The sequence below is a fragment of the Lujinxingia sediminis genome, from assembly GCF_004005565.1.
GTDB lineage: Bacteria > Myxococcota_A > Bradymonadia > Bradymonadales > Bradymonadaceae > Lujinxingia > Lujinxingia sediminis.
Genome location: NZ_SADD01000011.1, coordinates 168,107 through 183,905, shown reverse-complemented (window position 1 = coordinate 183,905; position 15,799 = coordinate 168,107). Strand labels below are relative to the sequence as shown.

Here is a 15,799-nt window from a genome sequence, read left to right as displayed (position 1 = left end):
GCGGCTGAAGCACGCGCACCACACCCGGCCACAACTACCCCGACCCGGCGGCGCTGACAACCAGCCCGGCGCACCGCGCCATTCCCACGGCACGCTTGCACGCCGGGGTGCGCGTTATGATAGAAACCCGCTAAACTTTTTGTTAACTTCGCGCCGCATTTGCGCAAACCACGTTCTTTATGGAGTTCCTCATGTCCGCCTCGATTCGACACTTCTGTTTGTTGGCTCTTGCCGCGTTGGCCTTCTCGGCCGGATGTGCAAGCAATGAGCGCCCCGCCTGCGGCACCACCGCTGATTGTCCCGAAGAGGGTCAGGTTTGCCGCGAAGGTGCCTGCACTGTCGTCAGCCAGCCCACCTGCAGCGGTGATGGCGACTGTGACCCTGGTTTTGTCTGCGTCGCCTCGATCTGCGAGCGCGCCTCCATCGACAACGATGACGCCGGGGAACCTGACGCCGATACCACCCCGGATGCCAACACCCCGGACACCAACACCGAGCCGGACACTGAAGAACCTGACACCAATCAGCCCCGTGTCACTCACGTGATCCCGGTCGACGGTGCCCGCCAGGTGCCCCTGGATACCGAGATTCGGGTGACTTTCAGCAAAGCGATCGACGCGTTCCGCACGCTCAACATCCAGTCCTTCTTTATCTCCGACCCCGACGGTATCGGCAGCACCCATGGCGCCATCCCGGTCGACATTGTGTACCAGGAAGATGAGCGCGTCGCCGTCCTCACCCCGCGCCAGCCGCTGCGCCCGGCCACTCAGTACACGGTCATCGTGACCACGGGCGTTCAGGACAGTGCTCAGCCGGCCAACCCGCTCTTCCAGCGTTTTGAGTCGACCTTCGTGACCGACAGCAGCGAGCCGGCCGACCTTCAAGAGATCGCCGCGACCTACGCGCCGATCATCTATCAGGACACCCGCCTGGTCGAAGGGAGCGAGATCAACATCGACATCCCCACGACGCTCAATTTTGACGGCGACTTTGACGCATCCAACAACCTGGCCAACGCGCGTCGTTCCTCCACCCGCACCTCCGCGGCGGTGTACTACTCGGTGACCGAAACCGAATCGCACCATTTCATCCACTACACCCTCTACTACCCCTCTCGCCGCACGCTTAACGCCGGCGACTTCCTCTACGCCGAGCACGACTTCACCGACATCGTGGTGGCCGTAAACCGCACCAGCGGTGAAGTGGAGCTCGTCGAGGGCACCCGCGTGGAGGGCTCTCAGTCCAGCGAGTCGTACCTGACGTACAAGCCCGACAGCTCGCCTGTATCCGGCCGCGGCTCCAATGACTATGAGGGCTTCCCGGCCAGCGCCCTCGAAGACGGCGCACGCTACCCGCTCTTTGTGCCCAGCGGCGTTCACGCTGGCTGCAACTGGGTGAAGCGCCCCGACGGCATCACCAACACCGAGTGCCCCTACAACGATGCGTCTTTCAACAGCAGCGGCGACGACGCCGGCTTCATTCTGCGCCCGGGCGACCAGGGCCAGACCTACGACGACGCCACCGAAAACCCTGAGACCGGCCTCAAGGAAATCACCTACGCGCTCGTGCCCTTTGTCGACGCCATCTGGTCGCGCCGTGCCGACTTCAGCTGTGGGCTCTTCGACGGTGTGGGCTTCTCCTACAACCCCGAAGACGTCCCCGATTACGACCGCCTGGTGGGCAGCACCCCCAACAACCCCCTCTACCTGCCGACCTCATTGTGCAGCGAGAACGCCAGCAGCAACGGCAAGACGCCCTTTGCCTGGTTTAAGTTTAGCACCAACACCGGTGGTGCCTGGTTCCTGGACCCGGCCATCGCGCTGAGCACCCGCTTTGACTTCGGCGAGTCCTTCAGCCGCGAGTATTGCTACAACCGCTTCTTTGACGTGGACCGCCGTGACGACCCGGCATGCGCCGCGGAGTGAGACTGATGATGACGCGACTCACCGTGACTCTTCGCCTTCTGACGCTGAGCGTGCTGACTCTGGCGCTGCTCAGCTCGGGCTGCCGCTCCACCCCCGAGGCCAGCAACGCCCGCAGCGGGGAACGCCGGGTGCTTCAGACCGGCTCGACCATGGAGAAGCCCTCCGCCGAGGAGCTTGAGGGCAACCCCTGCGGCAACCCGGACTGGGCGAAGTTACCTCCAGAGGTCGGTCAGCTCTCCGGGGCCGACGCTGCCGGCGACGACACCTCTGAGGAGTCGGACGACGAGGCGCGTTGAGCTCATCTCTTGCGCCATGTGAGTTCAAGCGGGCCGCCACCTCAGGCGGCCCGCTTTTTCGTACCCCCTGCATAAAAGAACACCTATGAGCCAGTTTATCTCCGTCGAAGATGCCCTCGAACACATCCTCAACGCCACGCCCAACCCCGGCATCGAGCGGGTCAGCCTGCCCGAGGCTGCCGGACGCTACCTGGCCGATGTGGTCAACGCTCCGGTCGATGTACCCGCCTTCGACAACTCGGCGATGGACGGCGTGGTGGTTCGGCGCGACGACCTCGCCAGCCTCCCCCTCACGTTGCCCATCGTGGGTGAATCAGCCGCAGGACATCCGGCCCACCGTGAGCTGCGCGATGGCGAGGCGATGCGCATCTCAACCGGCGCACGCATTCCCGAGGGCGCCGACCAGGTCATTCCCCGCGAGTTCTGCGACTTCGGCCAGGACGAGGTCACCATCCACGAAACTCCCGATCACGATCATATTCGCCTCCGCGGCGAGTATCTGGCGACCGGACGCCCCGCCCTCTTTCCGGGTCAGCGGCTGGATGCGGCGGCGATCGGACTTCTGGCCAGCTTCAACATCGCCGCCCCCTCGGTGATGCGGCGCCCCACCGTGGCGATTGTGGCCACCGGAGATGAGCTCGTCGAAGTTGGCGCGCAGCCCGGTCCTGGCCAGATCATCAACTCCAACGCGTACATGATCGAGGCGTTGGTGCGAAGCTGCGGTGCGACCCCGCGCGTCTTTCCCATCACCTCCGACAGCTATGAGGCCGTCTCGCGGACCTTCGCCCAGGCCAGCGCCACAAGCGACCTCGTCATCAGCATCGGGGGCGTCTCCGTTGGCGAACATGACCATGTGCGCCGGGTGCTCGATGAGGTCAGTCGCGGCATGACCTTCTGGAAGATCCGCATGAAGCCGGGCAAACCTCTGGCCTTTGGCACAACCGAGCGGGGTGTGGCGCTGGTGGGACTGCCGGGCAACCCGGCGTCGAGTTTTGTCGGCTTCCAGCTCTTTGTGCGACCGCTCCTGGCCTGCGCCCAGGGGGTGCCCCGCGACCAGGCCAGCCTCCCGCGCGTGAACGCGGTGCTCGACTCGCCGGCAAAGGGTGCGGGCGGGCGCAGGGCTTATCTTGCGGGACAATGGTACGCGCAGCGCGGGGCGATTCGTTTCGCTCCCTTAAGCGATCAGAGCAGCGGAAACCCCGCCCTCTTCGCCGGCGCCAACGCCTTAGGGATCGTCGAAGAAGGCATGGGTGAACTCAATGCCGGCGCAAGCCTCCCGGTGCTTCTGCTTCCGGGAGGCTAAACAGACTCACCAACAGCTCGGAAGCCCTTCGAGCATCGAGAGATCCTGGGCCGGCGGTGCAGCCACATCTTCACAGGCCTCACCGGACATCAGACGGTAGTCCATGCCCATGGCCCAGGGCATCGAAGCCCGTGGCACCTGCTGCCCACCGTTAAGCGCGCTGGCCATCGTCGCCGGAAGCCGGCAGGTCGTCTCCAGCGAGGCGAAGCGCCCCAGCGCCTCCATGGTGGGCGCGGCCACCACCAGGAAGCGCTCAACCGGCACCTCACTGGCGCGCACCGCTTTAAACTCACCCAGGCTCACCGGGTGATGCGGCGGCAACCTCTCCTCGCCCGAGGAGTACACCATCAGCCCACCTTCGCCGTTGCCATAAAGGTTGATCACACGCACGTGCAAGGGCTCGGCCGTCTCCAGCCAGAGCTCGGTCTGCTGCCCTTCGCAGAGCGCGCCGCCGGGGCGCGCATCCATATGCAGGGCGACCTTTCCGTTGCCTTCGGGAAGCGGCGGCATGTGCGTCTGTGGATCGATCATCGGCGCGATCGCCTGAGGAAAGCGCACCGACCCGATCCCCCGAATCTCATCGCCTCGCTCCAGGCGGAAGCTGGCTTCGAGCATCGCCTCCTGGCCCGGAATCTGCCGAATTGTGCCGCGCACCACTGCCCCGGTCGACGGAGGAAGCCCCAGCCCTGACCACCTCCCGGGCAACTTGCGCGTGGACACTCCGCTGTAGCTCAACGCGGCCAAGATCTGATCGTGCAGCCATTCCGCACGCGGCCCACCGTTGACCCCCGAGTCGTTGATCGTATCCAGCGCTACCGAGTTCGCCTCCCCACCCTCGTCTCCCTCGATCTCCCCGAGCGCTCCTTCGATCGTGCTCGCCATACGAGCCAGCCCCGCTTCTAGCTCGCGGGTCGGCTCAGCGTACACCGCGGCGACCTTCTCGCGCGAGGCCACCGCCATCACGCAGGCCTGGCGCCCGTCGTGCGTCGTACGCCACACCGTGACATGCTCGGCAATCTGCTCGCAGCGATACCCCTGACACAAACGGTCCCGCAGTCGCATCCGCGCATCTTCGGCCGCCTGCTGTCGCGCGTTGCTCACACTCAGCGGCACAAAGGCCGTCTCCTGATGGTAGCCCGTCGGTGGCACGAGATTTCCGCTGCACGCCTGCGGATCAGCCGGTGCCTGCACCTCTTGCGCCCTCTGTCCACGGGGAGCTACCGGCTGCGACGCGCACCCCAACACACCCACCATCGCCGCATACCCGATCCATCTCCCGGCCCTGAAGACTTTCACCATCACAATCCTCTCCATCCATTCATCTCATCGCGGCCCACCCTGGGGCCCGGCTTTCTCTGGCGTCGGCATCATCGCCGCCGCCGACTTCAACGTCCTTGCGAGCTGTGACGTCACAATGGGCGAGGCATTCAACGCTCTCCACGCATCGACCAGCCCCGCTCGCCATGACAAACATGGACGCTTTGTGGCAGGTTCACCCGGTCGATGAATAATGCCCGGGCAGGGCCGTCTTCTGCCCACCTCGCGAGCATTAGCTTTGCATTTCGATGACGAAAGCGCCCCATTTCTATGGCGCAAACACAGAACCTACGCAGTGTACGGAGAATAGTGATGCGAATCTTCCCTGTCAGCACCCAACTGGGCCGTCCCCTGGCGACTCTGGGCCTCCTGGCCATGATCATTCCGACCATGGGAACCGGCTGCTCCGGTAACAACGTCGAACGCCCCGACGCCAGCCAGATAGCCCAGGGCCCCTACGTCGCCGGCGCACGCGAGGGCGTTTACCTCCGCGCCTCCTTCGACAGCGATCCCTCCATGTATATCGGGCGCTTTATCAGCCCCGGCGTGGCTTCCGACGAGATCGACGAGAACCGCGGCGTGCAGACCTCTTGCAGCCAGTACATCACCTACCGCGAGGTCAACGCCGCCGGCCAATTCGACGAGTATTACCAGAGCTCCACCTCGGTCAAAGCCTCACTCGGCCTTCAGCCCCCGGCCATCAGCGGTGCCCCCTCCGGTCAGGCTTCCGTAGGAAACGAGCGCACCACCAACGTGCGCGTGCGTTACAACCTCACCAAAAAGATCGTCGCCCACATCGAAGATTTCGACGCCTACAACTCCTGCTGCGAATCCGCCGCGGGGGCTTGCTCCGGCAAGTACATCGGCGAGTTCTGGGCGGGTGAGGGAACCCTCTTTCAGAACACCGGTCGCGCCACCGATGTGAGCGTCGGCGGCCAGGGCGGCCCCGACCTCGGCGGCACCGCCTACCAGATCGGCGGCGATGTCGAAGTCGCCGACGGCTGGGCCTGGCGCCGTGCCATCACCTTCGACGACGTCTACTTCGCCTTCCGCGTCGTCGATGCCGAAATCAGCGGCTGTGCCTGGATCGACCGGCCCCCGCAGAGCGATGAGGGCCAGTACTTCGTCGGCATCAGCCCTCCCGCTGCCACCGAAGACATCGCCCGCACCATGGCCATGCGCAATGCCCGCACCCAGGTTGTGCAATACCTGGGTGAGGCCATCGTGAGCGAATCGCTCAGTCGCGCCAACCTCCAGGGCTACCTCGACGACGAGACCGTGGTGGCCACCGCGGCCGAAGGCATTGCCTCGCGTGTCAAAGACGAACGCTACTGCCCGGCTGAGAGCGTCGATAGCCCTGAGGGCCCGACCTACATCGCCCGCGTCCTGGCCTTCTTCCCCTACAGCGAAGAAGAAAAAGCACGCCGCGAGATGGTCGAGTCCATCGCCGAACAGACCGGCGACGAGGAGATCAAAGCCATCGAAGACGAGCTCGCCGAAGAGGAGGATACCACCTCCGAAGAGAGCGCGCAGGACACCTCCGAGGCGCCGGCCGATGCCGAGGAGGTTGAGTAATGAAGCCATCCTCCCGCATGTTCACGGGGCTGGCACTGGGCGCAGGCCTGAGCATCGCGCTCAGCGCCTGCACCCCCTGGCACGCCAAGCAGGGCTTTGAAGATCGTCAGGCCCTCTACACCCCCGAAGGTCAGGCTCGCATGGTCGAGCTCGTCAAAGCCGGTGGCTACGACGGCCACTACGCCGCCTACCACCTGGCCAATGCCGACGCCGAGACCATCGCCCCGGTGATGCCCGAGCTCATCCGCATCTACGCCTCCGACTGCAGAGTGGAAGAGGGCATCGCCGAGGGCGACGACGACTGGGTGCACTCCACCAGCTGCGATCCGCTGATCAACACCGCCGCCAAAGTTGGCGCGGCCAGCGTTCCGGAGCTCGCAAAGGTCAACCCCTACGCCGCCTCCCTGGGGCTGGGCGCGCTGGGTACCGAAGGCGCCTCCGGGCTTCCCACCCTCGTCTCCGCGCTCGGCTCAGAGTTCCCCACGGTGCGTCGCGCTGCCATTGATGCGCTGCGCAACATCGCCGTGCCCGAGGCTCGCGTGCTTCTGGCCCTGGAGAACGTCTCTCAAAACGATGCCAACGACCAGGTGCGCGACGCCGCCGCCCGCGCGCTGCTCTCGCTCAGCGCTCAGCGCGACATCGCACAGCCCGACTCGCCCAACCCCCGCCCGGAGCGCCCGGGCAGCAATGCCCCCTCGGTGGTTACCCGCCCCGACGACATCGCCCTGGTCATCGGCGTCGAAGACTACCGCGGTGGCCTGCCCTCTTCGACCGGCGCCCGCGCTGACGCACGCGCGTTTGCCGACCTGGCCGAAACCCATCTGGGTTTACCGCGTCGCAACATCATCACCCTCCTCGACGATCAGGCCACCCGCTCCTCCCTGGAGGCCTACTTCCAGGAATGGCTCCCCAAAAACGCCAAAAGCACCGGGCGCGTCTACGTCTTCTTTGCCGGCCACGGTGCCCCCGACCCTCAGACCGGCGACGCCTACCTCGTCCCCTGGGATGGCGACCCGCGTTTTATCAACCGCCAGGGCATGGGCATCGATGAGCTCACCTCCCAACTTCGTGAACTCTCCGCCTCAGAAGTCATCGTCATGCTCGACTCCTGCTTCTCGGGCTCCGGCGGCCGCAGCGTGCTCGCCGAAGGCACCCGTCCCCTCGTTCCAGTCAAAGATCTTGAGATCCCGGCGCGCGACGACCAGCCTGCACGCTTCGCCCTACTCAGCGCCGCGGCCGCCGACGAGGTCACCGGCACGATGAGTGGCACCGAGCACGGCCTCTTCTCGTACTTCTTAATCGAAGGACTCAGCGGCCAGGCCGACGCCAACGGCGACGGTGTCGTGGAGCTCGGCGAAATCAGCACCTACCTCAGCGGGCGCGTCCCCGATGAAGCCCGACGCGACAACCGCGACCAGACGCCCACCGCCCACTTCGAGCCTCAATCCATCGCACGTATGCCGGTGGTCACGTTTGAGGCTGACGCCCACTGAACGTGACGCGTCCTCCCCCGAACACAAAGCCCCGCAGCGCTGTGCGCTGCGGGGCTTTCTTCTGCCTCAACGCTTTCGCAATCCGATGCACCTCGGGCTCAGAGGCCCGCATCTCCCGACGCGCTCTCCCCATCCAGGCGTTCGGCCTCAATCACTTCGCGCAGGCTCTCAAATGCCTCATCGCTCGCTGGCGAGAATCCCGTGATGCGCTGGTTATCTCCGAGCTGGCTTACCCCCAGAGCCTGACGCGGATCGAAGTCGAGCAGGCTGCGCCGTAAAAGTTCCGCATCGTCCTCCGACACATGCGCCCCGGCCACGACCGTATCTTGTGGGATATGTCCGGTGATCGCCAGGGTGCGAATCTGCCCGGTCGGGATCTCATACTCCGCCCCCGACAAAAACGCACCGGAGTACGTCGCCGCCGCGTCGCACGTGCCTTCGATCAGATCACGCATCCCCTGGAAGTGGTCACCGCTCCAGTGAATCTGCCCGATAAAGCGGTCCGGCTCGTACCCCTGTTCGCGAAGGTACTGCCGCGGCAAAAAGTTCCCGGATGTTGAGAAGCGGTCCACCAGGCAAAACGTCTTGCCTTCGAGATCTGCGACTTTCGTGATCTGAGCGTTCATCCTCACCAGCAAAAGCGCATCGGAAGACGTCCCCCCATCAAACTCCTTGAGCGCAAGCAGCTCGATACCGGGCTCACGGCGCTGGGTCTCGACGTAAAGCATCGGAGGCAAGACCGCCGCGGCGATCTCTCCGCGCGTCAGCCGCTCAGCAAGGTCGGCATAGTCACGGGTGATCACCAGTGGCACCGGCCTACCGGTCGCTCGCTCAAGCTCCCGATGCAAAGGCGCAAGCTCCGCCTGCAACACGCTCGGATCCACCGTGGGCGCCCAGCCCATGGCCAGCGGAGGCCCACTCACCGCGATAACATCTTCGCGCTGCGCTACCCAGACAAGCGCACTCGCCACCACCACCGCCGCAACCACGACCAACGCGACGCCCAGCCTGCGGCGTCGCCGCCCTCGCACTCGCCACCCATCGCCCCCTGCCTCCTGCGCTTGCCCCTCGCCCCCCGGCGACATCACCACCGATCGCGCCGCCGGAAACTCCCCACCCACATCAGCACCGGGACGGGCGTCCCTCGCCATCGACGCCCGCACATCTGCTGCCTTCCCTCGCGCGACGCCCGGCGTCGTCCCCTGCGCCCCCGGCCGCTCTACCACTGTGGGAAGATCGTCTTCGTCGTCCTGCCCCAGCATCGACTGCGAGCGCGAACTCGACCCGGTCATATGCAACAAGCGCCGGCGCTCATCGCTGGTCAGCGCCCTCTCAAACGCGCTGGCCACCGTCGCACGCCGCTCCTCAAGCTTCTCCCCGGCGACCTCCTTTAAATACGCGGCCACCGGACGCTCGCCGAGCTGCAAGTCCTCGCTGCGCGCCGCATCCTCAAGCGCCCGCCGCATCGCCTCGGCGCTCTCATAACGATCCTCGCGCTTGACCTCCAGCGCGCGCATCACGACCTCCTCCAACGCCTCCGGCACATCCGGACGAAAGCGCGAGGGTCGCGGCACATCCCCACCGATGATCGCCTGCATCATATCGAGCTCTGTGCGCCGCTTAAACAAACGCCGCATCGCGCACATCTCCCACAGCACAATCCCCATCGCGAACACATCCGAGCGACGGTCCAGTTCCTCATGCAGACACTGCTCCGGCGAGAGGTACGCGAACTTCCCTTTCAGATTCCCCGAATACGTCGCCTCCACGCTGGCCGTGGTGGTCTTCGCCACGCCGAAATCCAGCAACTTCACGTGCCCATCACTCGTGCACATCAAGTTATGCGGCGAAATATCGCGGTGAACCAGCCCCAGAGGTTGCCCGTCGAGATCCCGCAGCTCATGGGCCGCATGCAGCCCCCTGAGAGACTGCACCCCGATCGATGCGATCACATCAAAGGGCACCTTCACCTTCGCGGCCTGGCTCATCAGCAGGAGTTCGCGCACGGTGGAGCCGTGAATATACTCCATCGCGATATGGTAGGTCTGAGCTTCGTGTCCCAGCTCGTAGATCTGCACCACATTGGGGTGCGAGAGCCTGGCGACAATGCGCGCCTCCCGCAGAAACATCTCCACAAACGAGGCCTGGTCAGCCAGATGCGGCAAGATCCTTTTGATCACCACCAGGCGCTCCAGCCCGGCAAGCCCCCGCTCCCGCGCCAGGAACAACTCCGCCATCCCGCCGGTGGCCAGGCGAGTGAGGAGCTCGTAGCGTCCGATCAAAGTTGGGGGAGGTGCGGTGGTGGTCAAGGCAGCCTCGTGGCAGAAGTCGGCACCATTGTACGCGCTTTATGCGTCGCGTCACCTTTGCTTACAACAACGTACGTGACACCCTTGTGACAGTAAGAACCACGCTGGCGGCCCATCTCCTTCCCTGAAGGTTCACCGCGGCTCGGACCCGGAAAAACAGACAACCTGCACCGGGTCGATATGGCCCGCCCCCCACCGGCGCGTTCCGTCAGTGCGTCTGGATCTTCTGCCCAAAAGCTCATAAGCATCTTCCCCCCGGTCGTTGTTCGTCCCCCCGAGCACGTCCCCCATGCCCGCCCCGGAGACACCATGCCCCGTCCCATCCGCCTCATCACAACCCTCGGCGTCGTTGCCACCCTGGCGCTCCTCACCACTGCCTGCAAACCCGCCGAATGCCGCCAGATGGTCGAGTGCTGCGCCGAGGTCGAAGATCTTCCCGGCGTCGGCGCCAGCTGCAAAGGCCTCGCGCAAGACACCCGCGACCGCTACACTTGCCGCACCGTCACCCGCACAGTGCGCTACATGCTCGAAGATCGCGAACAACCCATCCCTCAAGCCTGCATGCGTGACTGAGCACTCCCTCTCCCTGGCCAGTCGAGCGCCCGATGAACAGCGACTCTAAAACCACCGGCACCCCGGCACCCACGCGCCGCCCTCCTCTCCCCGAGACCACACGCCGGCTCGCCGAGGAGCCCGGCTGGACCTGGGACGAAGTCGAGATCGATGGCGAGCGCCGCTGGCACTTTCGCTGGCCCGACGCCGCGCGCTCCGGCCGCCACCAGGCCCTCTGCGACGAAATCGGCCCCGGTGCGCTCACCCTCACCACGGAAGCTCCCTCGCGCTTCAGCGCGGCCCGCTGGAGCCCTTCTCACCCGGGCTTACCCCTTAGCAGTGTCTCCGAGTTGAGCAGCCGCCTGACCATAATGCGCGCGCTCGGCCAGGCCCTACGACACCTTCACAACCACCCCTGCCCCGATGGCTTCGGAGTCCCCACTCGCCTCCACCTCGCGGGCACCTCGTACTTCCAGACCTTCAACGCCGCACTCGCCGCGCACCTGGACGAGATGGCCCGTTGCCTCGAACATGTCGATGACGACACCGAGCGCGTGCGCTTCACTGAAAGTTTCGCCTGGCTTCGCCAGAGCCTGAGCTCCTTCCATCCCCGCACCCGCAGCGTCTGGACCATCACGAACGTGACCCCCGGCCGCATCCTCGTCGAACCCGAGCAAGGCCGCATCTCCGCCTTCCTCGATCTCTCGCAGGCCGCGCTTCGTCCGCCTGAGTCTGACCTTGCGATCGCGCTCTCTCCCACCCTGGCCGGCAACTCCCCGGCCACCGAGCGCGCCTTCTGGGCCGGCTACGGCGCTGCCCCGACCATGGACCTTCGCCGCAGGTTGCGCTTCTTCACCAGGCTCGCGCACCTCGAGGCCGCTCTGCCCCCTCACCGCTAACCGCGCGCAACAACGCTCTCCCCCGGAGTGATCGGGCCTAACTTCGCCCGCCGCCCGGGATGATATGCGAAATCCGCGGGATCACCCGCGCCCCGAACAGATCCACCAGATCCCTGTCCAGCTTCTCATCCCCGGCTTCCATCCCCAGAATCTGCAACGCTCGCTCCACCGTCGCCGCCTTGCGATACGGCCTGTCACTGGCGGTGAGCGCATCAAAAATATCCGCGATCGTCAGCATCCGAACCTGAGGCAAGATCTTCTCCGCCCCCAACCCTCGGGGGTAACCCGTCCCATCGAGCTTCTCATGGTGCGCCCCGGCGATGCATGGCACCCGGCTCAACTCCGAACTCCACGGAATCCTCGAAAGATACTTCTCACTGAGCGCGGCGTGGCTACGCATCTCCACCCACTCCGCCTCGTTGAGCGTCCCGCGCTGAATGCAGAGGTTCTCCGCCTCAAAAGTCGTCAGATAAGGCTGAACCCGCCCGTGATGGTCCACGTAGGTGCGCGCCGCAACCTCCCGAACCCGCGCGATCTCTTCCTTCTCCACAAACCCTTTCGTGGCGACATACCCCAGCCACTCAAAGGTCTCCTCAAGTTCCGCGCTGAACGCCTCAAACCTCCCGTCAATCCGCGCCAGCCCGCGACCATCTGGCCTCGCGTCGCCCCGCTCTAACTCTTCGGCATATGCACGCAGCCACTGGCGATAGGCAAGCTCCCGAACCGTCGCAAAACGCTGCCCGATCAGGCGCATCTGCTCCGGCGGCAGCCTGGCCCCCTTCTGCAGCACCGACTCGCTGACCGCGATCTTCCCAAAATCATGAAGCAGCGCCGCATAACGCAGCTCGGTCAACTCACCATGCTGAAAATGAATCTCCCCCAACCGCCCCGTCTCAATCTCATTGACCGTTTCGGCCAACGCCAGCGTATAGCTCGCCACCCGCTCGGAGTGACCGGCCGTAATCGGGTCGCGCGCCTCAATCGCGTCCACGCTCGCGGCTACAAATCCCTCGAACATCTCCACGATGCTCTCGGTCAGCCGCGCCCGCTCAATCGCAAACGCCGCATTCGACGCCAGAATATTAAAGAGCTCCAGGTCATGCTTCGAAAACAGACTACCTCGCCCCCGCGTATCGACCTGCATCACCCCCAGCAACGACTGCTGACCGACCAGAGGCGCACATAAACACGCGGTGATCTGCGCATCGATGATGCTCTGCGAGATATCCGCCCCCAGCGAATCCTTAACAAAGAGCACGCTCTCCCGCGTCTGCGCCACCCGCTTGAGAATGCTGCTGCTCAAAATCGGCGCTTCTTCATCCCCTGGCAGCGGCTTATCCCCCCGCACCCGGGTCATCATCGGCGCCGTCTCTACCACCGTCTCAGGATCGCTGGCCAACGTCACCGCAAAGAAGTTCGCCGCCGGAAACGCGTCGAAGACCGCGTCCACAATCAGATTCAGCACCTCATCCAGCGCCGTCAGCCCGTTGAGCTGCCCCGCAAGCCTGAAGAGCACTGCCATACGCTGGTCAGAGCTCTGCAATCGACGATGAATCGTCTGCACCGGCTGGTGCGCGGTCGTGATAAACCTCTCCCCGCTGGCGCTCGCAGCCTCCGTGAGTTCCGGCTCTGGATGCAACCCGGTATCATCCTGAGCTCCCCCGGGCGCACGTGCCAGATCCACCCGGATCAAACTCGACCCGAGCTGCACCTCCGCCCCGTTCTGCAGCCGAACCTGCGTCTCCTTATCTTTGTCGTGCAGACGCATCGAAACCTGCTCGATCATCACCGTCGAGCCATGCCTGCTACACAGGTCCCGATAGACCAGCGTGCTCCCCTCCAACGAAAACTCACCATGACGGTTCGATACGAACCCATCGCTGAGCACAAAATCATTGCGACGATCCCGCCCCAACTGCACACGCTCCTGCTGAAAGCTCCGCGTGAGCCCGGCATCCGGACCGCTCAGTACCGTCAGGCTGAGAATATGTGGGTTCATGGCGTCTGTAACTGGCTGCATCGCTGTCCTACAAAGTCGATGATGCGCTTGAGCTGGCGCTTCCTCCTCCCCGGCAGCATCCACGTCTCCGGGATACGCCCGCGACGCGTTGCCGCATTGTTTCATAGCTCAAGCTCAATGTACACGTTTGCAACATCCGGAATAGCCCACGGAACTGCGCTGTATCCAGCCTGACCTCTCCTGCAAACCGAGCCGTCCAACCCATGAGCACACCCGCCCCACAAACCTCGCGTCACGCCGCCGTTGAAGACGTCCATCGCCTCAACTTTGCCTGGCTGATTCGCCTGCGTTGGGTCGCTATCATCGGTCAGACCGCTGTGGTCATGGTCTCCAACGCCTTCCTCGACGTTGAATTCCCCTACCCCATGCTCTCCCTGGTCCTCTTCTTTGAGGTCCTCTCCAACCTCGCCCTCATAGCCTGGGCAAAAACCGGCCGCCCCCGCCACAAAGCCCTGGTAGCCCTGGTGCTCCTGGCAGACATCGCCTTCCTCACCGGCCTGCTCTTCCTGACCGGCGGAGCCTACAACCCCTTTAGCCTCCTCTACTTCATACACATCGCGCTGGCAGCCCTCCTGCTTCGCCCCCTGTGGACATGGGCCGTGACCGCTGTATGCATCAGCTGCTACATCGGCCTCTACTTCGTCTATGCCTCCCACCACCTTCCCTGGGCACTCCGGCCGAACGTTGCCTCCATGGAAGTCCAGGGAAAATGGGCCGCCTTTGTCGTCTCTTCAGCCGTGCTGGCCTTCTTCATCAACATGATCCAGCAGACCCTCAACCGCCGTGAGGAGGAACTCCACCGCGCCCGCGAGGCGAAGATGCGCAACGAGCGCCTGGCCTCTCTGGCCACCCTGGCCGCCGGCGCCGCCCACGAGTTCTCCACCCCCCTCTCCACCATCGCCCTGGTCGCCAGCGAGCTCCACCGCGGCCTGGAGTCCCAGGACGTCCCCGACTACTTCCTCGAAGACGCTCGCCTCATCCGTGAGCAGGTCGAGCGATGCCGCGAGATCCTCCAACAGCTCTCCGCCGATGCCGGCGAGTCGATGGGGGAGCTGGCGCGCCCCGCTCGCATCGAGGAGCTTGTCGCGCAGATGCTTCGCGACTGCCGTGACCCGACCCGCGTCCGAGTCAACCTTCACACCGAACGCGCCGCCTCCATCAGCGCGCCCATCAGCGCCCTGGCCCAGGCCCTTCGCGGACTTATCAACAACGCCATCGACGCCAGCTCCCCCGACCAACCCGTTCACCTGAGTGTCTTTGATGACGGCGACCACATCCGACTGAGCATCGAAGACCACGGCAGCGGCATGCCGCCTCATGTTCTGGCACGCGTAGGCGAACCCTTCTTTACCACCAAACCCACCGGTCGTGGCATGGGCCTGGGCGTCTTCCTCGCGCGCACGCTCGTCGAGAAAATCGGTGGCAACCTCCATATCGACTCCCATCTCAACCGTGGCACATCCATCACCGTCCTCCTGCCCGCCAGCGCCACCGAGACCCTGGCACCCTACCCACCCCCACTTCCGCGAGACTGAATGATGAGCGAAGAGCGCACTCTCCTGATCGTCGACGACAACGAGATCTTTCGCGAGCGCCTCGCTCGCGCCTTTCGGGACCGCACCTTTGAGGTCCGCGTGGCCGACGGACACGCCCAGGCCATTACCCTCGCCGGTGAAGAAAGCCCCGAATGGGCCGTCGTCGATATGAAGATGCCCGGAAAAAGCGGCCTCGAAGTCGTCCGCGACCTTAAATCCATCGACCCCCAGACCAAAATCGTCGTCCTCACCGGCTATGGCTCCATCGCCACCGCCATCGATGCGGTTCGCCTGGGCGCCATCAACTACCTCCAGAAGCCCGCCGACGCCGATGACATCATCGCCGCCTTCGAGCGCGGTGAGCAACCTCCCATGAGCGGTGCAGACCACGACTATCAGGCCCCCTCCCTGGCCCGCGCCGAGTGGGAACACATCCAACGTGTCCTCGCAGACTGCGGCGGCAACATCTCCGAAGCTGCACGCCGCCTCGACATCCACCGCCGCACCTTGCAGCGTAAACTCGACAAGTACCCGCCCCGAGAATAATCCGCACCCGCGACATTCTGCCGCATTAC

At 64.6% G+C, this 15,799-nt stretch carries 12 protein-coding genes; 9 read left to right on the top strand and 3 right to left on the bottom strand.

Annotation, left to right across the window (positions count from 1 at the left end):
• The first annotated feature begins 191 nt into the window (after positions 1-191).
• The 3 genes from EA187_RS15875 to EA187_RS15865 all read left to right on the top strand — a co-directional run bounded on the left by EA187_RS15875 (position 192) and on the right by EA187_RS15865 (position 3,524).
• Positions 192-1,925 (top strand): Ig-like domain-containing domain, encoded by a 1,734-nt coding sequence (locus tag EA187_RS15875; protein WP_164856329.1) that lies wholly within the window; start codon positions 192-194, stop codon positions 1,923-1,925.
• A 5-nt stretch (positions 1,926-1,930) separates the two neighbouring features.
• Positions 1,931-2,221: a hypothetical protein gene (locus EA187_RS15870; RefSeq protein WP_127780896.1), complete on the top strand. Its 291-nt coding sequence runs from the start codon at positions 1,931-1,933 to the stop codon at positions 2,219-2,221.
• Positions 2,222-2,306: 85 nt separating this feature from the next.
• A complete protein-coding gene (locus tag EA187_RS15865; protein ID WP_127780895.1) occupies positions 2,307-3,524 on the top strand; it encodes a molybdopterin molybdotransferase MoeA in 1,218 nt (405 codons plus the stop codon).
• A 6-nt stretch (positions 3,525-3,530) separates the two neighbouring features.
• Here EA187_RS15865 and EA187_RS15860 read toward each other — a convergent pair whose 3' ends face one another.
• Positions 3,531-4,838, bottom strand: a complete 1,308-nt coding sequence (locus EA187_RS15860; protein ID WP_127780894.1) for a hypothetical protein — start codon at positions 4,836-4,838, stop codon at positions 3,531-3,533.
• Positions 4,839-5,153: 315 nt separating this feature from the next.
• On the opposite strand from EA187_RS15860, the gene EA187_RS15855 reads away from it, so the two are divergent.
• Positions 5,154-6,416, top strand: a complete 1,263-nt coding sequence (locus EA187_RS15855) for a hypothetical protein (RefSeq protein WP_127780893.1) — start codon at positions 5,154-5,156, stop codon at positions 6,414-6,416.
• Complete coding sequence (locus EA187_RS15850) at positions 6,416-7,909, top strand: caspase family protein (RefSeq protein WP_127780892.1); 1,494 nt, start codon at positions 6,416-6,418, stop codon at positions 7,907-7,909. Before EA187_RS15855 ends, EA187_RS15850 begins: the two co-directional genes overlap by 1 nt.
• A 98-nt stretch (positions 7,910-8,007) precedes the next feature.
• Here EA187_RS15850 and phnD read toward each other — a convergent pair whose 3' ends face one another.
• Complete coding sequence (phnD, locus tag EA187_RS15845) at positions 8,008-10,218, bottom strand: serine/threonine-protein kinase (protein WP_127780891.1); 2,211 nt, start codon at positions 10,216-10,218, stop codon at positions 8,008-8,010.
• 309 nt (positions 10,219-10,527) lie between these two features.
• On the opposite strand from phnD, the gene EA187_RS15840 reads away from it, so the two are divergent.
• Both EA187_RS15840 and EA187_RS15835 read left to right on the top strand, forming a co-directional pair.
• Positions 10,528-10,791 carry a hypothetical protein gene (locus EA187_RS15840; RefSeq protein ID WP_127780890.1) on the top strand — a complete coding sequence of 88 codons (264 nt, stop codon included), beginning with the start codon at positions 10,528-10,530 and terminating at the stop codon, positions 10,789-10,791.
• Positions 10,792-10,823: 32 nt separating this feature from the next.
• Complete coding sequence (locus EA187_RS15835) at positions 10,824-11,669, top strand: phosphotransferase (RefSeq protein ID WP_127780889.1); 846 nt, start codon at positions 10,824-10,826, stop codon at positions 11,667-11,669.
• 37 nt (positions 11,670-11,706) lie between these two features.
• On the opposite strand, the gene EA187_RS15830 is transcribed toward EA187_RS15835, so the two are convergent.
• Positions 11,707-13,689, bottom strand: a complete 1,983-nt coding sequence (locus EA187_RS15830) for an HD domain-containing phosphohydrolase (protein WP_164856327.1) — start codon at positions 13,687-13,689, stop codon at positions 11,707-11,709.
• A 203-nt stretch (positions 13,690-13,892) separates the two neighbouring features.
• On the opposite strand from EA187_RS15830, the gene EA187_RS15825 reads away from it, so the two are divergent.
• Together EA187_RS15825 and EA187_RS15820 are read left to right on the top strand one after the other, a co-directional pair.
• Entirely contained in the window at positions 13,893-15,224 is a 1,332-nt protein-coding gene (locus tag EA187_RS15825; RefSeq protein WP_115603730.1) for an ATP-binding protein, read from the top strand.
• The gene (locus tag EA187_RS15820) at positions 15,225-15,770 is read left to right on the top strand and encodes a response regulator (protein ID WP_206524403.1); all 546 of its coding nucleotides are present in this window, start codon (positions 15,225-15,227) and stop codon (positions 15,768-15,770) included.
• Positions 15,771-15,799: the final 29 nt, after the last annotated feature.

Bases quoted from the DNA above. Each gene is read 5' to 3' on its own strand.
- EA187_RS15875 (WP_164856329.1), top strand. From the start codon at position 192: ATGTCCGCCTCGATTCGACACTTCTGTTTGTTGGCTCTTGCCGCGTTG.
- EA187_RS15870 (WP_127780896.1), top strand. From the start codon at position 1,931: ATGATGACGCGACTCACCGTGACTCTTCGCCTTCTGACGCTGAGCGTG.
- EA187_RS15865 (WP_127780895.1), top strand. From the start codon at position 2,307: ATGAGCCAGTTTATCTCCGTCGAAGATGCCCTCGAACACATCCTCAAC.
- EA187_RS15860 (WP_127780894.1), bottom strand. From the start codon at position 4,838: ATGGAGAGGATTGTGATGGTGAAAGTCTTCAGGGCCGGGAGATGGATC.
- EA187_RS15855 (WP_127780893.1), top strand. From the start codon at position 5,154: ATGCGAATCTTCCCTGTCAGCACCCAACTGGGCCGTCCCCTGGCGACT.
- EA187_RS15850 (WP_127780892.1), top strand. From the start codon at position 6,416: ATGAAGCCATCCTCCCGCATGTTCACGGGGCTGGCACTGGGCGCAGGC.
- EA187_RS15840 (WP_127780890.1), top strand. From the start codon at position 10,528: ATGCCCCGTCCCATCCGCCTCATCACAACCCTCGGCGTCGTTGCCACC.
- EA187_RS15835 (WP_127780889.1), top strand. From the start codon at position 10,824: ATGAACAGCGACTCTAAAACCACCGGCACCCCGGCACCCACGCGCCGC.
- EA187_RS15830 (WP_164856327.1), bottom strand. From the start codon at position 13,689: ATGCAGCCAGTTACAGACGCCATGAACCCACATATTCTCAGCCTGACG.
- EA187_RS15825 (WP_115603730.1), top strand. From the start codon at position 13,893: ATGAGCACACCCGCCCCACAAACCTCGCGTCACGCCGCCGTTGAAGAC.
- EA187_RS15820 (WP_206524403.1), top strand. From the start codon at position 15,225: ATGATGAGCGAAGAGCGCACTCTCCTGATCGTCGACGACAACGAGATC.